This is a genomic window from Gallibacter sp. Marseille-QA0791, assembly GCF_965119705.1.
In the GTDB taxonomy this organism is placed as follows: domain Bacteria; phylum Bacillota; class Clostridia; order Peptostreptococcales; family Anaerovoracaceae; genus Lentihominibacter; species Lentihominibacter excrementipullorum.
The window spans coordinates 2,660,333-2,675,581 of the sequence record NZ_CBCPMH010000001.1 but is presented as its reverse complement, the minus strand read 5'-3'; the positions used below and the strand labels follow the sequence as shown (position 1 = coordinate 2,675,581).

The following is a 15,249-nucleotide window of genomic DNA, read 5'->3' as shown; positions in this document are numbered from 1 at the left end:
CCACCGAAGCATGTGCCTCCGGGAAAGCTATTACAAAAGAGGTGTCGTTCTGTATCAGATCGACACCTCTTCTTATTCACCGGGCCAGTGGCATATCAACTCCCCTAGTTTTCCAGGAATCCTGCCGCTCTGAGACTTGCCAGAAGCTCATTGACCTTGTTCTCTATATCGGTAGTGGAGCTGCTCGGCGAAAGGTCCGTAACGGCCGACGCGGCTGTCGGTGCCGCTCCGGTAGCTCCGGTCGGGCCTGTCGGCCCGGTAGGGCCAGTTGCGCCGGTGGCGCCTTCTGCTCCTGCGGCTCCTTCCGCACCGGTCGGGCCTGTCGGTCCGGTCGGACCTGTTGCGCCGGTAGCGCCTTCCGTCCCTGCAGCTCCTTCTGCACCGGTTGGCCCTGTTGGGCCTGTCGGGCCCGTGGCGCCTTCTGCTCCTGTAGGTCCGGTTGCTCCCATTGTCCCTGCTATTCCTGTAGGCCCGGTTGCTCCGGCTTCCCCCGTCGGCCCGGTTGGGCCTGTTGCTCCGGTTGGCCCAGTCGGGCCAGTTGGGCCTGTTGGGCCGGTAGCTCCGGTAGGTCCCGCGATACCAGTCTCCTCAGTAACAGTGACCAGATTGAAATCCGGCGACGTTCCCGGAGTCCCGGCAGGATTGCTTCTGGCCACCTGGTACAGCGCTCCATTGTAATAAACCATCGCTCCTGCAGCGTAAGCTGTTCCCGGTGTGAATTCGGCTACTGTATCAAGGCCTGCACCGGCAGCGCCCGTCGGGCCAGTTGGACCTGTTGCTCCGGTCGGTCCGGTTGCTCCTGTAGGCCCCGTCGCTCCTGTAGGTCCGGTTGCTCCAGCTATCCCCATAGCTCCGGCAGTACCGGTTGCTCCGGTCGGTCCGGTTGGACCAGTTGGGCCTGCCGGACCCGGAAATCCGATAGGCCCTTCAGGCCCCATCGGCCCCTGCTCGCCTCTTGGTCCTCTCGGACCCGGACAACCCCTCGGGCCTGTCGGACCTGTCGGGCCGGTAACACCTCTGTTGCAGCAGCTATTATTGTAATTACCGCAGCAGCAGTCGTTATTGTTGGAATTATTAAAAAGCATATACTTTCCCCCTTATCAGCATCCTCATTGCTGACTGTCATGGATCTCTCATCCATACGTCATATCGGCGTCCGTCTCGACGCCCATACTCTACCATATGCTTTTTCCCCAATAGGGTGACACTTTTTCATCCTTTCACCGCTCCGCAAAAAGGCGCTCGAAGTATCGTTGATTTTTTCTGACAGATTCGTCCTCAGGCTTCAGGACAGCGGAACGGAGATGATACTGCCACGCCCCGTTGATATCGCCCATCCTGTCACAGCACACGCATAGCTGTATCAGCGGTATGAATCCGTGAAATTCTTTCTGCTCGAACCCGCCCTCTCCATATCTGTCAGGAACAGCCAATGCCTGACCATACCAATATGCCGCCTTTTCAAAGTCCCGTTTTTCCATGAACAGGCGCCCCATATCACAACACACTTCAGCCCTCGGTATATCATACCGGAAGCTCTCCAGCAACAGCCCCATACGCTTTTCCGCATTGCCCATCTTTTCGTAGCACCTGGCCGCCTGCAAGCACGCGTCTATCTTGTTCTCCTTCCATCCTTCCTCCGTCTCCAGAAATTTTTCCAGCACCGCAGCCGCCTCCTCATACCGCTGGTGATACAGCAGCTCTCTCCCATAATAAAAAAGGCTCCTCGGACTGAATTCCTCTCCGGCACAGAGCATATCTTCATATATCCTCAGATTTCTGTCTGGATCTCCCTGAAACACCTTACGATGCTCTATCACCACATCGGAATAGACCACCTTTCCTGCAGGAGTCACCGCTTCATGCACTCTCCCCTCCCAGCGGAACCCTTTCCCGTTCCGGATCAGCCTCTCTCGGTAATACGAGAAATTAGCCTTTCCTTTTTCGTCAAACCCGGTCGCGTACCTCATCATTACTACGTCCGTATCAGGCTCCAGCGTCCGCTTCAATTCCAGCAAGCGCGCCTGGTTTTCCGGCGTGACTGCATCGTCTGCGTCCAGCCACATCCAATAATCCATGGCAGCGTTCTGACACGCGAAATTCCTGGCGGCAGCGAAATCGTCATGCCATTGGTAATGAAAGACCGACGATGTATACTGTCTGGCAATTTCCTCTGTCTTATCGACAGATCCTGTGTCCACTATGATGATCTCATCGACCACATCCTTCATCTGTTCCAGCAGCCGCCCGAGAACCGACTCCTCATCCCTCACTATCATACACAAACTGATGGTTATCATATCGTCCTCCTCATATATCTGATATGATACATACTATTCGAGAGTTCTGGATTTATCCTGTGTCTGCTGTTATAATATTATAAATACATAAAAGGATGTGACATGATACAGGCATGAAAAACAGAAAAAATATTATCCCCAGATTACATAACGCACTTAAACGGGAGCTTCGGGAACACCGCAGTTCCTTTATCATATATACGATATTACGTGCTCTTGTTATCGGCGTACTGATATTCACAGTCGTAACTGAAAATTATGAGAGCGCCTTCCTGTGCCTTCTCACTCTTGTTTTGCTGATAGTTCCCAGCTTTCTCCAGGTAGCGCTGCGCATCGAGCTGCCTACCATGCTGGAAATAACTATGCTCATTTTCATATTTGCTGCCGAAATATTGGGTGAAATATTCAATTTCTACAGTATTTTCCCCTTCTGGGACACGGTGCTCCATACTCTTAACGGTTTCCTGGCCGCCGCCATCGGTCTTTCACTGGTACGGCTGCTCAACAAGAGCGACAGGCTCCTCATATACCTGTCACCACTCTTCACATCGATCGTGGCGTTCTGCTTTTCCATGACCATAGGAGTGTTCTGGGAATTCTTCGAGTTCTCCATGGACAGATTTTTAGGCTTCGATATGCAGAAAGATACGGTCATACATACAATATCTTCGGTGATGCTCAATCCCACAGGAGAAAATGATCCTGTCGTAATGGAAAATATCAGCGATGTCACAGTCTCCGGGCATGATCTTGGCCTCGGAGGATACCTCGATATCGGGCTCATCGATACGATGCAGGATCTTTTCGTGAACTTCATAGGCGCCCTGGTGTTCTCCGTGCTGGGATATTTCTTCGTGAAAAACAAAAACGACGACTCGGTCGTCGTAAAACTCATACCACACAAGAAGGATAAGGACAAGGATTATCTTGCTGATCAAACCGACTGAGGCCGGTCCGTCAGATTTGCCGTTGTTCCTCGTCAGACATTTTCCTGCCGATGTCTACCCTTCCGCTGCCTTCAGGTTGCTCCGCCTTTCAGAGTTTCTTCTCAAAGCATGCAAGGTACACATCATTTATACCTTTGAACGAGCATTTCACTGTTCCCGCTCTGCTGTAGCCATGCTTTTCATATATATGGCGGGCTATGGTATTCTTCACGTTGGTATCTATCCTCAAATAATCACAGCCATTTTCCGATGCATACTTTTCGTAAAAATCTATGAACTTACCGCCGTATCCACGCCCCGAGCATTCCGGATCGACCGCAAGCGTATGAAGCACCATTACTTTATCGTAAGGCACATCATATCCCCAGTCGCATTCTGCGTACTCCGGCGCCTGTACGTTATCCATCTTGGCAGTCGCGACTATTCTGTCGCCCTCCTGATAAACGAACAATGATCCCTGTTCCAATCCGTCCAGGGCAGTCTTATCCGTAGGATAGATCCCCCTTACCCATCCCACCATTTTCTCATTCCTTTTTTCCTCTTCTATCAGTACTGATTCGTATATCCGAACCACTGAGTCCAGATCTTTCTTCGTCGCTTTCCTTATCATCTGTTCCCCCTTCTTGACGCGTTTCTTATCCGTACGCAACAATAATATTATAATGCTTTTTGAAAAGAAAACAACGCTTTTTCACTCTCCGTCTTTCCGTATATCCCGCCTGCGCCACGCTCTTACTGTCACGTCCGTCACCTTCATCACCACAACTGCCCCCATCAACGCCAGGCTTATCCATTGCGATACGGACAGAGTCATGATGAACCCCCGCGCCTCATCTCCCCTCAGGAATTCCAGGCAGAACCTCATTGGAGCATACATAAAAATGTACGCATATAAGATATCTCTCCTGTCCTTCACACGACGAGAAAGCCAAATAAGTATAAAAAAAATGATAAGCTCTCCTGCCGCTTCCATGCCCTGCACCGGTATCAGCGGCACTCCGTTGGGCGCTATCATGGACGACTCATATGTGATATGGAAAGCTCCTGACGTTTCAACGCCGTAACAACATCCCACAAGCAAACATCCTGACCTTGAAATGCCGTGAGCCAATGCGAAAGCAGGCACGATGACAGGAAAAAAATCCGCCCCGGCTTTCCCATATCGTCTTGCCATAAAGCAGCTCACCGCCAGTCCTCCAATAAACCCTCCGTAAAATACCATGCCTCCGCTCATGTATTTGAGCGCAGTCACTGACAACGGCGCCTGCCCCGATGTCAGCTCTCCTGCTATGGCTCCTGCGGATACTGCCAGATACAGTAGCTTGGCGCCAGCCATAGCACCTATGGCGCCGAAGACCATCACATAGAGCGTATCGTCCTTGCTCAATCCAAATCTTTTACATGAAAACAAGGCGCATGCCAATGCAAGGCACACGCCTGTTATCCCTATCGCTCCATATATTGGTATCTCCCGTCCCAACACCATGATGTCCGACATCACAGGCTGGCTCCTATGCCTGCTATCCCCAGCAGACCCACGCACGCCACACAGGCCACGAAGAAAAATGCTCCTCCGATAATACCTATCAGCGACAGGACGAATCCCGCCATCCTCAGGTTGTCATCGTATCCTTCCTCCTTCGCCTTGGACGAAAGGACGAGTCCTATGATCCCCAGGATTATGGACAATATGGACGAATATCCGAAAAACCAGAGCACTACCGATATTATACCCAGCACCAGGGACGCTATAGCCTTATTCTTTCCGGGGATATCTCCGTTAGGATAACCTCCCGATCCATTCTGATTGTAGTTCATTCTCTTCTCCTTACTGATATCAAGGTTGCTTTTCTATTCTCAGCTTCCTACATTATACGTTACGGCCTTCCAAAAGTAAAGTCGTCGCGACGTGGAAGCAGCTCGACAGTCTCAAGTCCATCGGATTCTATCAACATTCGAAATAAACCCATAAAAGATGGTAGTTGTCCCGAAAAGTTGCAATCATCAATTTGTACAACCTGCTGTTTCTATAGGGAATCATATTCAAATGATAGATCTTGATTATTTTATTGCCCACGGAAAACGACAGCCGCAGTGCTGGCACCTGTCAGGCAACGGAAAGCTCTCGGCCTTAGGACCTCTGGGGACGGAACCGTAGTAATGCCACTTCTTTATCAGCTCCCCGCACTGCGGACACGAATCCAGAAGTGGAGCACCACATTTCTCGCAAGTCTGTCCCGGTTTTATCCTTCTGAAATCCGTTTTTGCATGCCCTTTTTCACAGACATGGATATAAAAATTAGTCATGACCGCTCCTCTCCGTCACGAAATTACCTGTGCAACTCATATAAAACAGGGAGCTGCCGCATCGATAAACTCTCCGCTGCGACAACTCCCATATCTTCCTTATTCCGATCCGTCAGATCAACAGTCAGCTATCAATCCCAGCTGAGCGGATTGGCCTTGAGGTTTTCAAGTTCTTCATAGAGCTCTGAACCGAGGAAGTACTTTCCTGGCTTTTCAGGCTCTTCTCCTCTGGCTATGGCATCGATACCGGCCTTTACCTTTTCAGGCGATGCAGGCAGGTCGTAGATCCTCACGCCGCAGGCATTGTTGATAGCGTTGATGACAGCCACGTGGTCTGAGGACTGGAATGCTTCCGATGCTCCGGACGAACCGAAAGGTCCTCTCTCGTCATAACCATCCATATGGATAGCCACCATATCGTCAGGAATATCCTTAATGTAAGGAACTCCTGCTCTCAGCATATTGGTGTCCTTTCTCACGTCTTCATAATTTTCCTGAAGAGCGAATCCGATAGCGTGTGACATTCCGCCGAATGCCTGACCATTTACGGACTGGATATTACCTACCTTACCTACCCAGTCGATACATGTCATCTTATCTACCGTAGTCTTTCCTGTAGCAGTCTCTACGGATACTTCTGCCATGAACAGGGCATATGTGTAAGCGTATGTAGGTTCGCCTGTTCCGTCGTTAGGATCGAGGAAGTCGAAGTAATCCCATTCGTCCGCGGCAACCCAGTGTCCGTCATATCTCGTAGGTATTCCTTCGTCTATCATCTCCTGATAGGTCCTGTATGTCCCATCTTCCTTTCTCATAGCGTCAGCCAGCATCTTGGCAGCTACGATGGAGGCTTTACCATTGGCGAAGTGAGATCTTGAGCCTGCGGACTCACCGGTGTTAGGGCAGTATTTGCTGTCCGTCTGGATCACCTTTATATCATCCGGAGTAACGTCAGGGAAGTAAGGTCTGAGTGCTTCCAGCGTGCAGACAAGGGAACCGGCATCTCCGCCCTGGCCCTGATCCTGCCATGTGTCGTACTTTCTGAACTTGCCGTCACCTACCAGCTCGATAGCCACGGTAGCTTCATCGACTCCGCCCAGGCCTACGTTGTATCCGCCCCAAGCGATACCGACGCCCTTTCTCACTTCCGGTGTATCTTCAGCCTTGGCTCTCTTTACAGCTTCTTCATAGAGAGGCTTCAGAGTATCCATCATTTCTTCCATAGGATACTGGAGGAACTGTCTCTGGTTGAGGTTCGTATCTCCAGGCCTTGCAATATTCTTATATCTGAATTCGAACGGATCCATGCCGATCTTTTCCGCCATCATATCGATAAGAGCCTCGCCGCATGTATAAGCCTGCGGAGCTCCATACCCTCTGTAAGGTACGCCGAAGTTGTGGTTGGTCACAGCACTTCTGGCAAGACCGACTACGTTAGGAACATAGTAAGGGAAGAACATGAATCTGAGTATCTTCGTCAGCTTATCGTCACCCATCTCAGGATATGCACCATTGTCGAGACCTGAATCGAATTCACCTGCTATGATCTTTCCATCCTTGTCGCAAGCCAGTCTTCCGTTGAAGAAGGCAGGGGAGCGCTTACCGGAGAAGGCCATGAATTCAGCATAAGTCATGGACAGTGCAACAGGCATTCCCGTCACCTTGGTAGCAGCTCCTACCAGTGCGTAGGAAGCGGCGTTCATCGCCCATCCGAAGGAACCTCCCGTAGGGTTTTCTATAACTCGCAGATCTTCAACAGGGATACCGATAGCTTCCGCCATATCGTCTCTGTCGAAGTAAAGGGTCATGGTCTTACAATGTACGCAAAGCTTGCCATCTTCATCATAATATGCCTGAGCCGTATCTCCTTCTATCGACATATGCGGCTCTCTCGATGAATAGAAGCTTCCCTCTACGGAATATGCAGCTTCGTCTATCATCTCAGGCACATGCTCGTAATCGCCTTTCAGTACAGGCTGCTGGCTGTATATGTTGTCGAAAGACGCATGTATTCTCTCAGCATCAGGTTTTACAGCATCCAGATAATTCATGTATTCCGTCAGCTGTTCCAGTTCAACTTTCACTTTATTGGCAGCAGCTCTGGCATGATCCTTAGTATCAGCTACTACCATAGCCACAGGATCTCCCCATCTTACGATCTTCTCATCCTGCAGGATCTTATGTGTCTGTTCAAATTCCACCGTTCTCGGTGAGAACTGATATGCCATCAGCTTTCCTGCCGGAGCAAGATCCTTAGCCGTGATGACCTTTACAACACCTGGCATTTTTTCTGCTTCTTCAAAATCGATATTGAGGATCTTCGCGTGGTTCGTCTTCATTGGCATCACGAGGACAGCATGCAGCGATTCAGCCGGCATCTTCAGCTCGATATCGTCACCATAGTCGCATACACCACATGCCTTTGCCATAGCATTAGGACGAACGAGCGGTTTGCCATAGAAGCCTTCCTTGATATCCTTCGACCAGTCATATGTGATATCCTCAAATGTCTTCTCGCCTCTGAGGATAGCAGCAGCTTCCATTACAGCGTCTACGATCTGCTTGTATCCTGTACATCTGCACACGTTTCTGTGCTTCTGGAACCAGTCGCGGACGTCTTCTCTCGTAGGATTCGAGTTTTCCTGCAGCAGCGCGTAAGCCGAGACGATGAATCCCGGAACGCAGAATCCACACTGTACAGCTCCAAGATTTACCCACGCATACTGAAGCGGGTGCGGATGGAGCGGATTACCGATCCCCTCTATGGTTATAACCGAACTGTACTCTTCGATCTTGTTGATCTTCCTGGTACAGGAACGAACTACTTTGCCATTAAGGATAACGGAACATGCGCCGCATACGCCTGTGCCGCAGCCTACTTTCGTTCCGGTAAGTCCAAGACGACGAAGTACGGATGCCAGCGTATCCTTTTCCGGATCGCAGATGAACATACGGTCAGCACCGTTGATGTTCAATGTCATTTTCTTCAAATTCATAATAATTGCCTCCGATTTAACAACATTAACCCAAACTGCACAACAACTTTAGAGACAAATAAAAAATCCTTTCCGTCTCTCGGAAAGGATCGTAAATAACGATAACATCAAACAGCATCAAACGCGATCTCGCCCCGCGATATCCCCTTCGCGGCACGCTCACAGAGTCGGCACTCATCCTTTCCTAATACGGGAGGCCCATATGTTTCCACACAGACCCTATCGGTCCAGTCTCCATGCTTTGCCAAAACGAAGGAGTTCAGGACTCGGATTTCTTTATTCATCTGTCACGTTGATAATATTTTATCAGGAAATGGCTAAAAAAGTCAACTATATATGTTACCTTTTCGATATCAATTTGCTGCATTTGCGATACATATTTGCAATATTAAAACAGGACCAAATATACTTCCATATCATGCTCCTCTGTGAACTCCTCTATGGCCTCCTCAGCCACTCTCATGGCCTCATCTTTCGGGTAACCATATATCCCGGCGGATATCAGCGGAAAGGAAATAGAGCGGCACCCTTTTCTCCACGCCTGTTCCATGGCGCTGGTATAAGCGCTGCGCAGCAGTTTTTCTTCTCCATTACCGCCGCCGTTCCATACAGGCCCCACTGTATGGACGATATATCTGGCCGGCAATCCATATCCGTCCGTTATCACTGCCTGACCTGTCGGACATGGAGCCAGCTTCCTGCAATCCTCCTGCAATTTGTCAGACGCGGCTGCTCTGAATATGGCGCCACACACTCCGCCACCTCGCGCCAGCTGAGAGTTGGCTGCGTTGACGATCGCGTCGGTCTTCATCTCTGTTATGTCGCCTTTCACCTTTTTAAATGCCATACTGCTCTCCTTTCTCATCCCATCTGCACTTCTTTATATCCACATGGCGCTCATCCTTCATAGGGACTCCTTCCATTATCAGCAGACCTCTCTGCTCATCCCATCCAGGAACCAATCTGCCAGCATGATCGACGACCCTGTGACACGGATATTCTCCATATATTCCGGCCACCGACAATGCTTTCCCCACCAGTCTGGCATTCTTTTCCCGTCCTATCAGCCGGGCTATCTGACCATAGGTAGCGACGCAACCTTCCGGTATTTCCTCCACCACTGATAATATCTCATATATCAGGTCTTCATCCAGTGTACTGCTCATCGTTCTATCTGCCTGTTCTCTCTTATCTGCTCATATACAAAATCAAACAGCTTTATTACATTATCCGTGAGAACGCTCTCTCCTTCCTTGTACGTGTCGCTCTCCCTGGCCTCCACGATAGCCTTCGCTCTGGCTTCCGCACCTTCCTGAGCCATGTCCAGCGCCAACGCGTCCTGATCTCTTATAGCCGTTACCGATATGATGCAGCATCCTGCCAGCTTCACCTTCAAGCCGTATTCGTCATCCATATCGCCTGATACCTTATCGTATCTCTCCTGCAGCTCATCAAAGACACCTATCCATTTGTCAGCCACTTCCTCAAAGGTCCGTCTTGCTATACTCTCCCTGTATTCGCCGCGGCAAAGCTGATGATCATGTCCCGGCAGACTTTTCCACGTGAAATATTCCAGCACAGAAAAGACGCAGACCTCGTGTACTCCGTATTCGATGCTGTCCAGCCCTTCGAAAGGCGGCACCTGGAAAAAATCGCCGAGCTTGTCATACAGTTTGGTGAAGATATCGTCCGCCTTGTAATTTTTCATAAAATCTTCGAACTGCGCTTTCACAGACTCCGTCTCTTCCATCAGTGAGTCCACATCGTAGAGTTTTTTCGTGCCGTCTCGCTTCATCTCCTCATAGTATTCCTCACACCTGGCGACAGTTTCCGCTTTAAGGCCCCTGGTAAGGCTCCTGACATCTATAACCTGTCCGGCTATCTGACCTCTGGTCAGTTCCCGTTTTTCTCCAGTACATATCCTTTGCATTTCCATCGCTGTTTCAAAATCCATGGTATTCCCCCTCGTTTTCCGGTTTCGTCGTATCGTCTTCATTTAACTATACCAAAAACAGGCCGGTGGAGCAATAGCCCGTCACATCTCATCCTTTCTCCTGGCATAATCATCCTCATATTTGTGACGCATCCTGATAACGTCCGATTCTGCCAGTTTCAGCTCCATATCCATAGTGCGGGTATGGACGCAGCAGATACATGCCTTGTCCACCAGCAGCCGCAGCGCCTCCACATCATCCTCCGTTTTCGCCCTTACGACTGCCCCCACATCCTTTATCAGCACTGCCGGCCACCTCTTAAGGGAAGAAACAGCCTCATTGGTGTTTCCGACAACAGGTATCCGCTCTCCTATCATCTGAGCCATATCGTCGACCTGGGCATATATATCATCTCCTTTAGCCGCGCATATGTCGACAGCCGGCGTCCTGAAAACATCCGCCTTCGAAAAGCCTGCTCTCAGCTCATCAGCAAGCTCTCCCGATATACTCACGATGCCGTAATCGCCGGCACCCTCCATCCCTTTCACACTACGTCCGCATACCTGTTCCAGGAGCAACACACGTTCCATGGCCTGTTCCCTGGTCCTGCCACAGACGAGAGCTCCATGATGTATCATCAATACCGTCTCCATGCCGCTCCTGAGCACATCATCGACGGCATCTCTCAACTCTTCGCTGCCTGACGGTCCATAGGCAGCGATCCCTACGCCCGCCAGTCTTTCCCACTCTCTTTCATTGATATCCATGGACTCCAATCCCGTCATTCCCAAAGCCGTGGCATATTTCTGATGAGTATGAACGACAAATCTCACATCCTCGAAGCGGCTGTAAGCAGCCATGTGAATCAGCTTTTCACTCGAAGGTTCCCGGTTCCCTTCCCACTGCCCTGTGGATATATCCAGACGGACAATATCCGCTTCTTCCATCCTCTTGTAATCCAGTCCACTGGGCGTTATCAGGCACTCACTCCTGTCCAGCCGGCCGCTTATATTGCCCCAGGTCCTCGCCACCAGCTCCCGTTCCAACAGCTGCTTTCCCAGCTCCACTATATCCTTTCTCATCTTTCTTTCATCCATAGAAGATCTCCTTCGTCCCACACATGACCGCAGACCGATAATAAAATCAGGCCCCGTGCAATGACACGGGGCCGTTCATACAGCACAACAAGATCAACTCTTTATCATCCTGAGATAATTCTTATATTCATTTTCCGTAAAGCTGCAGAGATATACATTCATCACCACATCAGGATGGGCCTCGAACCATTCCACTACGGTGATGACAGCGATCATAGCCGACTTTCCCAACGGGAAGCCTGCCGCACCCGCAGAAATGCACGGAAACGCCACGCTGTCACACTTCTTTTCCACAGCCAGATCCAGGGCATTGCGATAACAGCGCTCCAACAGTTTACTGTCCTCCTCATCAGATGCCTCGCCACCGTAGACCGGACCAACCGTATGGATTATATAATCGGCGTTGTCGATGCCATAAGCTCCCGTGACCTTGGCTTCGCCCGTCTCACAGCCACCCAGCGTCCTGCACTCGTCAAAAAGCTCCGGCCCTGCCATCTTGTGGACAGCCCCATTGAGACCCCCGCTGCACAGATAAGCCTCTGCTACCGGAGCGCCGTCAGCGTCGTCCATGATTATCTCATCCACCATGCTGTCTCCCAAAAGAGTCCTGTGAGCCGAATTGACGATGGCGCTCACCTTCATATCCAGCACGCTCCCCTTTACGAAGGCGACATGGGACTTAGGCTCAAAACCTGCTATTTTGCCACGTATCGCCTCATTCACCCATATCTTATCGGAATAAGGGTTTATCACAAACCCCACACAATCAGGCCATTTATCCATAGCTGCCAGCAACGCGCCGAAAGGCTGGCTTATCGCAGAGCTGCTTTCTCCCAGCTCCATCTGTTCCTCGCTGGTGAACAATGGGATCAGGTAACGGCCTTCCTCATCGACAGGTATGTGCTTAAAACTGATAGGCATATCCTCATCTATGGAAAAGCGCACTCCCTCCTGAAGATTTTCCTGGCTGGAAAGCTGTCTCAGCAACGCTTCTGGTATATCGATAGGGACCAGAAGCTGCATATCGTTAGTCTGACCCTCCTTCAGGGCATTGAACACCGGCTCTGTGGGAGCCCCGTCGCCGCTGTGATACCAGTTGAACAAAGCGCGTTCCAACGCGGCTGCATATCTGTCGTTCATTTCATGTCTCCTTTGCTTTTGATATGGAAATTATATCACAGTGCGGCGCCGCCTTCAATTGTTCTTCGGCCGAGGGCGGTGTCGGCACTCAGTTGCGGAAAAATATCCTCTGCTTTCGCTCCATGGCAAAGCGAGCCAGCTGAGTATTCTCCATGTCTTCCCGACTCATATCGACAGCTGTTATCTGCCTGTTTTCATAGGTGGTATAGTAATATATCCCATTTTCCAAGCTGCAGCAGCTGCTGTATATGGTCTTTTCATACAGACCATTCCCTAAATCGCAGCATCCTTGCGGAAAGGCAACCGAATCCAATATGTGGAAGAACTGACCTATGCTTTCCTCCTCCGGATCTGTCACCGCGGAATTTTCCTTCACGAAGACGGCTCTCACGAATCTTGACTCCGACGAGAGGTCACCGGGAAGTCCTATTGCTCCCGTCCCATAACTGGAAGAGGAGAGTGGGATCCGAGGTGCCATGAGATTTTCCGGTTCCTTAGATGACAGCGCCATATATCTGCCGAGCCCCGACAGCTGCATGGGAAAAGGCGGATTATTGGTCAGCACGCCTGCAGGATTATCGTACACTCGAAGACCATCTACCACACTCTCAACAGTTATCGAAGCACCGCTGCGGTCAGCCACTATCCAGTGAAGCTGCGCCGGAGGGACATCGGTATCGAAAGGCGTATCCACGATGGTCAGTTTTTTCAACAGCCCGCGGACCTGCTCGATATCAGAGCACTGACTCAATATCCACGGGATGAACTCGAAATGCGCCACCTCTCCGGATGCTCCGGAGGCTTTGCTATATATGGCATTTCCAACGAAATTGAGACCTGCCGCCCACACACCTTCTTCATTCATCGCGTCGTAATACAGCGGAACGCCCTTCATAACACTGGCAGTCCCCACAATTGCATGATGATGCTTCATCTCATCTGCATGTCTGAAACGGAGTGGGAAATTTCTCGGCATCACGACGATCTCTTCGCCGTACGAACAGGAATTATCCAAATTCCTTCCGCAATAAGTCTTCCCGTTCCTGTAGACTACTGCTGTACACATGGCTTACCCTCCTTTTTTCTACTTTGCTCCGGCTGTCCCGGACCTCCTGTGGGTCCCTGTAAACAACTCTTTACAGGATCCGTCCACGGGCTGCCAAATCCATCCGTCGCCGGCGGTGTAACGATTATTCCCGGCGAGATGTGATTTATTCCGGCGTTTTCAGCCTGTTTCAAAAAAAGAGCGGCAAACAGCAATGCTCCATCTCACTGCTTTATCGCCGCTCCATATTCCCGTTCCGTATCCGTCAATACGTCTTCTTTCCGTCGACCATCATCATTTTCTCCGGATTAGCCTGGATGTCCGGCTTAGCCACCTTTTCCTCCCAGTCTGCCGGATCCACCTCTTCCATGGATATATTGATAGCTTCCTGAGGGCATCCCCATGTTTCCAGGAACAGCTGATTTATCTTCTCGACGATCTCTTTCTTGGTCTTTTCATCCTTCGGATATGCTTTTATAGCTATATATGGCATATCGTCACCTCCCTTTTTATTCTCTTATATCAGTCTATCAGAAAGACAGCCGTAAATCAATGCGGAGTTCTGCCATTACCGTTCACAGCCGACGCGATCACTTTTCTTCATCTCCGGTATATCCGTACTTTTCCATCTGCTCCGCCACATACTGCTGACGCTCCGCAGCTAATTCAGGATTCACAGAAGGGGAATAGACGGAAGGCGCATTGGGAAGTCCTGCCAGCATAATACATTCATCATCGCTGAGCTGCGCCGGCTCCTTTCCGTAATATCCTTCGCTGGCCTGCCTTATCCCGTAGTATCCGTCCCCGAAATAGATGGTATTGACATAGATTTCCAATATCTCATCCTTGGTATATTCCCGTTCCATCTTCATAGCCATGAAGGTCTCCGCAACTTTTCTCGTAAAGGTCTTGTCCAGTGAAAAATACATATTCTTAGCCAACTGCTGTGTTATGGTGCTGCCGCCCTCCTGCAGGCTCCCCGCCACCACGTTGTTCTTCACGGCACGGCCGATGGCGATAATGTCAAAGCCGTGATGCTTCCAGAACCTGTGATCTTCCACCGCTACAACGGCATCCAGATACATATCCGGCAGCTGCGAAAGAGACGTATACTGAGATTGGCTCTGTATCTCTTCCACCGCTTCGGTCAGCGGTTTTTCCGCCAGAGCATCGCTGTACATCTGATACCCCTGCCATATCACTGCCGCCGCCCCCAAAGCCAGCAGCATCACCGCCGTCAATACGATACGCTTCAACCATTTCATAAAAAACCCACCTCCGCTTTTCTGTCACTGTGCTGCCGGAAGTTTCATCTTCCTTACAGCACCAGTATAAGCGGGGATGGGTCGCAACACAATAGACTGGGGCTTACACCAATCTTACATTTTTGTCACAATGAGACTGTCAGCAGAAGATGCAGGTATCTATCCGATATTTCCTAATAACGCGGGATCCCTTCCGAAAAACATTCTCACATTCCCAA

16 protein-coding genes and 1 riboswitch are annotated in these 15,249 nt (G+C 50.3%); of the genes, 1 reads left to right on the top strand and 15 read right to left on the bottom strand.

The window, feature by feature from the left end:
* Window positions 1-104 precede the first annotated feature (104 nt).
* Both ACQY69_RS12270 and ACQY69_RS12265 read right to left on the bottom strand, forming a co-directional pair.
* The gene (locus ACQY69_RS12270; RefSeq protein ID WP_428260802.1) at window positions 105-1,085 is read right to left on the bottom strand and encodes a collagen-like protein; all 981 of its coding nucleotides are present in this window, start codon (window positions 1,083-1,085) and stop codon (window positions 105-107) included.
* 135 nt (window positions 1,086-1,220) lie between these two features.
* Window positions 1,221-2,300, bottom strand: coding sequence for a tetratricopeptide repeat-containing glycosyltransferase family 2 protein (locus ACQY69_RS12265; protein ID WP_428260801.1), 1,080 nt, complete (start codon window positions 2,298-2,300; stop codon window positions 1,221-1,223).
* A 113-nt stretch (window positions 2,301-2,413) separates the two neighbouring features.
* Between ACQY69_RS12265 and ACQY69_RS12260 the strand changes: the two genes are divergently transcribed.
* Window positions 2,414-3,247 carry a hypothetical protein gene (locus tag ACQY69_RS12260; protein ID WP_428260800.1) on the top strand — a complete coding sequence of 278 codons (834 nt, stop codon included), beginning with the start codon at window positions 2,414-2,416 and terminating at the stop codon, window positions 3,245-3,247.
* Window positions 3,248-3,335: 88 nt separating this feature from the next.
* Here the strand turns inward: ACQY69_RS12260 and ACQY69_RS12255 are convergent, their stop codons facing one another.
* From ACQY69_RS12255 to ACQY69_RS12195, 13 genes are all read right to left on the bottom strand, one after another.
* Window positions 3,336-3,857 (bottom strand): N-acetyltransferase family protein, encoded by a 522-nt coding sequence (locus ACQY69_RS12255; protein ID WP_428260799.1) that lies wholly within the window; start codon window positions 3,855-3,857, stop codon window positions 3,336-3,338.
* Between the two features lie 81 nt (window positions 3,858-3,938).
* The gene (locus ACQY69_RS12250) at window positions 3,939-4,745 is read right to left on the bottom strand and encodes a prolipoprotein diacylglyceryl transferase (protein ID WP_428260798.1); all 807 of its coding nucleotides are present in this window, start codon (window positions 4,743-4,745) and stop codon (window positions 3,939-3,941) included.
* On the bottom strand, window positions 4,745-5,065 hold the full coding sequence (locus tag ACQY69_RS12245) for a hypothetical protein (protein ID WP_428260797.1): 321 nt from the start codon (window positions 5,063-5,065) through the stop codon (window positions 4,745-4,747). Before ACQY69_RS12245 ends, ACQY69_RS12250 begins: the two co-directional genes overlap by 1 nt.
* A 243-nt stretch (window positions 5,066-5,308) precedes the next feature.
* A complete protein-coding gene (locus ACQY69_RS12240; RefSeq protein WP_428260796.1) occupies window positions 5,309-5,554 on the bottom strand; it encodes a DUF2321 domain-containing protein in 246 nt (81 codons plus the stop codon).
* 131 nt (window positions 5,555-5,685) lie between these two features.
* A complete protein-coding gene (locus ACQY69_RS12235; RefSeq protein ID WP_428260795.1) occupies window positions 5,686-8,550 on the bottom strand; it encodes a molybdopterin-dependent aldehyde oxidoreductase in 2,865 nt (954 codons plus the stop codon).
* A 160-nt stretch (window positions 8,551-8,710) separates the two neighbouring features.
* A riboswitch (molybdenum cofactor riboswitch) is annotated at window positions 8,711-8,834 on the bottom strand.
* A gap of 104 nt (window positions 8,835-8,938) precedes the next feature.
* A complete protein-coding gene (locus ACQY69_RS12230) occupies window positions 8,939-9,397 on the bottom strand; it encodes a macro domain-containing protein (RefSeq protein WP_428260794.1) in 459 nt (152 codons plus the stop codon).
* The gene (locus tag ACQY69_RS12225; protein ID WP_428260793.1) at window positions 9,387-9,716 is read right to left on the bottom strand and encodes an MGMT family protein; all 330 of its coding nucleotides are present in this window, start codon (window positions 9,714-9,716) and stop codon (window positions 9,387-9,389) included. Before ACQY69_RS12225 ends, ACQY69_RS12230 begins: the two co-directional genes overlap by 11 nt.
* Entirely contained in the window at window positions 9,713-10,504 is a 792-nt protein-coding gene (locus ACQY69_RS12220; RefSeq protein ID WP_428260792.1) for a hypothetical protein, read from the bottom strand. Before ACQY69_RS12220 ends, ACQY69_RS12225 begins: the two co-directional genes overlap by 4 nt.
* A gap of 81 nt (window positions 10,505-10,585) precedes the next feature.
* Window positions 10,586-11,581 carry a class II aldolase/adducin family protein gene (locus ACQY69_RS12215; protein ID WP_428260791.1) on the bottom strand — a complete coding sequence of 332 codons (996 nt, stop codon included), beginning with the start codon at window positions 11,579-11,581 and terminating at the stop codon, window positions 10,586-10,588.
* 93 nt (window positions 11,582-11,674) lie between these two features.
* On the bottom strand, window positions 11,675-12,721 hold the full coding sequence (locus tag ACQY69_RS12210; RefSeq protein WP_428260790.1) for a macro domain-containing protein: 1,047 nt from the start codon (window positions 12,719-12,721) through the stop codon (window positions 11,675-11,677).
* Between the two features lie 88 nt (window positions 12,722-12,809).
* Window positions 12,810-13,787: a choloylglycine hydrolase gene (bsh, locus tag ACQY69_RS12205; RefSeq protein WP_428260789.1), complete on the bottom strand. Its 978-nt coding sequence runs from the start codon at window positions 13,785-13,787 to the stop codon at window positions 12,810-12,812.
* A gap of 244 nt (window positions 13,788-14,031) precedes the next feature.
* On the bottom strand, window positions 14,032-14,259 hold the full coding sequence (locus tag ACQY69_RS12200) for a tautomerase family protein (protein ID WP_428260788.1): 228 nt from the start codon (window positions 14,257-14,259) through the stop codon (window positions 14,032-14,034).
* A gap of 97 nt (window positions 14,260-14,356) precedes the next feature.
* Window positions 14,357-15,031 (bottom strand): transglycosylase domain-containing protein, encoded by a 675-nt coding sequence (locus ACQY69_RS12195; protein ID WP_428260787.1) that lies wholly within the window; start codon window positions 15,029-15,031, stop codon window positions 14,357-14,359.
* Between the last annotated feature and the right edge of the window lie 218 nt (window positions 15,032-15,249).

Excerpts from the sequence above, each read along its gene's own strand:
- ACQY69_RS12245 (WP_428260797.1), bottom strand. The coding sequence starts at position 5,065 with ATGAACTACAATCAGAATGGATCGGGAGGTTATCCTAACGGAGATATC.
- ACQY69_RS12255 (WP_428260799.1), bottom strand. The coding sequence starts at position 3,857 with ATGATAAGGAAAGCGACGAAGAAAGATCTGGACTCAGTGGTTCGGATA.
- ACQY69_RS12215 (WP_428260791.1), bottom strand. The coding sequence starts at position 11,581 with ATGGATGAAAGAAAGATGAGAAAGGATATAGTGGAGCTGGGAAAGCAG.
- ACQY69_RS12200 (WP_428260788.1), bottom strand. The coding sequence starts at position 14,259 with ATGCCATATATAGCTATAAAAGCATATCCGAAGGATGAAAAGACCAAG.
- ACQY69_RS12235 (WP_428260795.1), bottom strand. The coding sequence starts at position 8,550 with ATGAATTTGAAGAAAATGACATTGAACATCAACGGTGCTGACCGTATG.
- ACQY69_RS12250 (WP_428260798.1), bottom strand. The coding sequence starts at position 4,745 with ATGTCGGACATCATGGTGTTGGGACGGGAGATACCAATATATGGAGCG.
- ACQY69_RS12240 (WP_428260796.1), bottom strand. The coding sequence starts at position 5,554 with ATGACTAATTTTTATATCCATGTCTGTGAAAAAGGGCATGCAAAAACG.
- ACQY69_RS12210 (WP_428260790.1), bottom strand. The coding sequence starts at position 12,721 with ATGAACGACAGATATGCAGCCGCGTTGGAACGCGCTTTGTTCAACTGG.
- ACQY69_RS12230 (WP_428260794.1), bottom strand. The coding sequence starts at position 9,397 with ATGGCATTTAAAAAGGTGAAAGGCGACATAACAGAGATGAAGACCGAC.
- ACQY69_RS12265 (WP_428260801.1), bottom strand. The coding sequence starts at position 2,300 with ATGATAACCATCAGTTTGTGTATGATAGTGAGGGATGAGGAGTCGGTT.
- ACQY69_RS12260 (WP_428260800.1), top strand. The coding sequence starts at position 2,414 with ATGAAAAACAGAAAAAATATTATCCCCAGATTACATAACGCACTTAAA.
- ACQY69_RS12225 (WP_428260793.1), bottom strand. The coding sequence starts at position 9,716 with ATGAGCAGTACACTGGATGAAGACCTGATATATGAGATATTATCAGTG.
- ACQY69_RS12270 (WP_428260802.1), bottom strand. The coding sequence starts at position 1,085 with ATGCTTTTTAATAATTCCAACAATAACGACTGCTGCTGCGGTAATTAC.
- bsh (WP_428260789.1), bottom strand. The coding sequence starts at position 13,787 with ATGTGTACAGCAGTAGTCTACAGGAACGGGAAGACTTATTGCGGAAGG.
- ACQY69_RS12220 (WP_428260792.1), bottom strand. The coding sequence starts at position 10,504 with ATGGATTTTGAAACAGCGATGGAAATGCAAAGGATATGTACTGGAGAA.
- ACQY69_RS12195 (WP_428260787.1), bottom strand. The coding sequence starts at position 15,031 with ATGAAATGGTTGAAGCGTATCGTATTGACGGCGGTGATGCTGCTGGCT.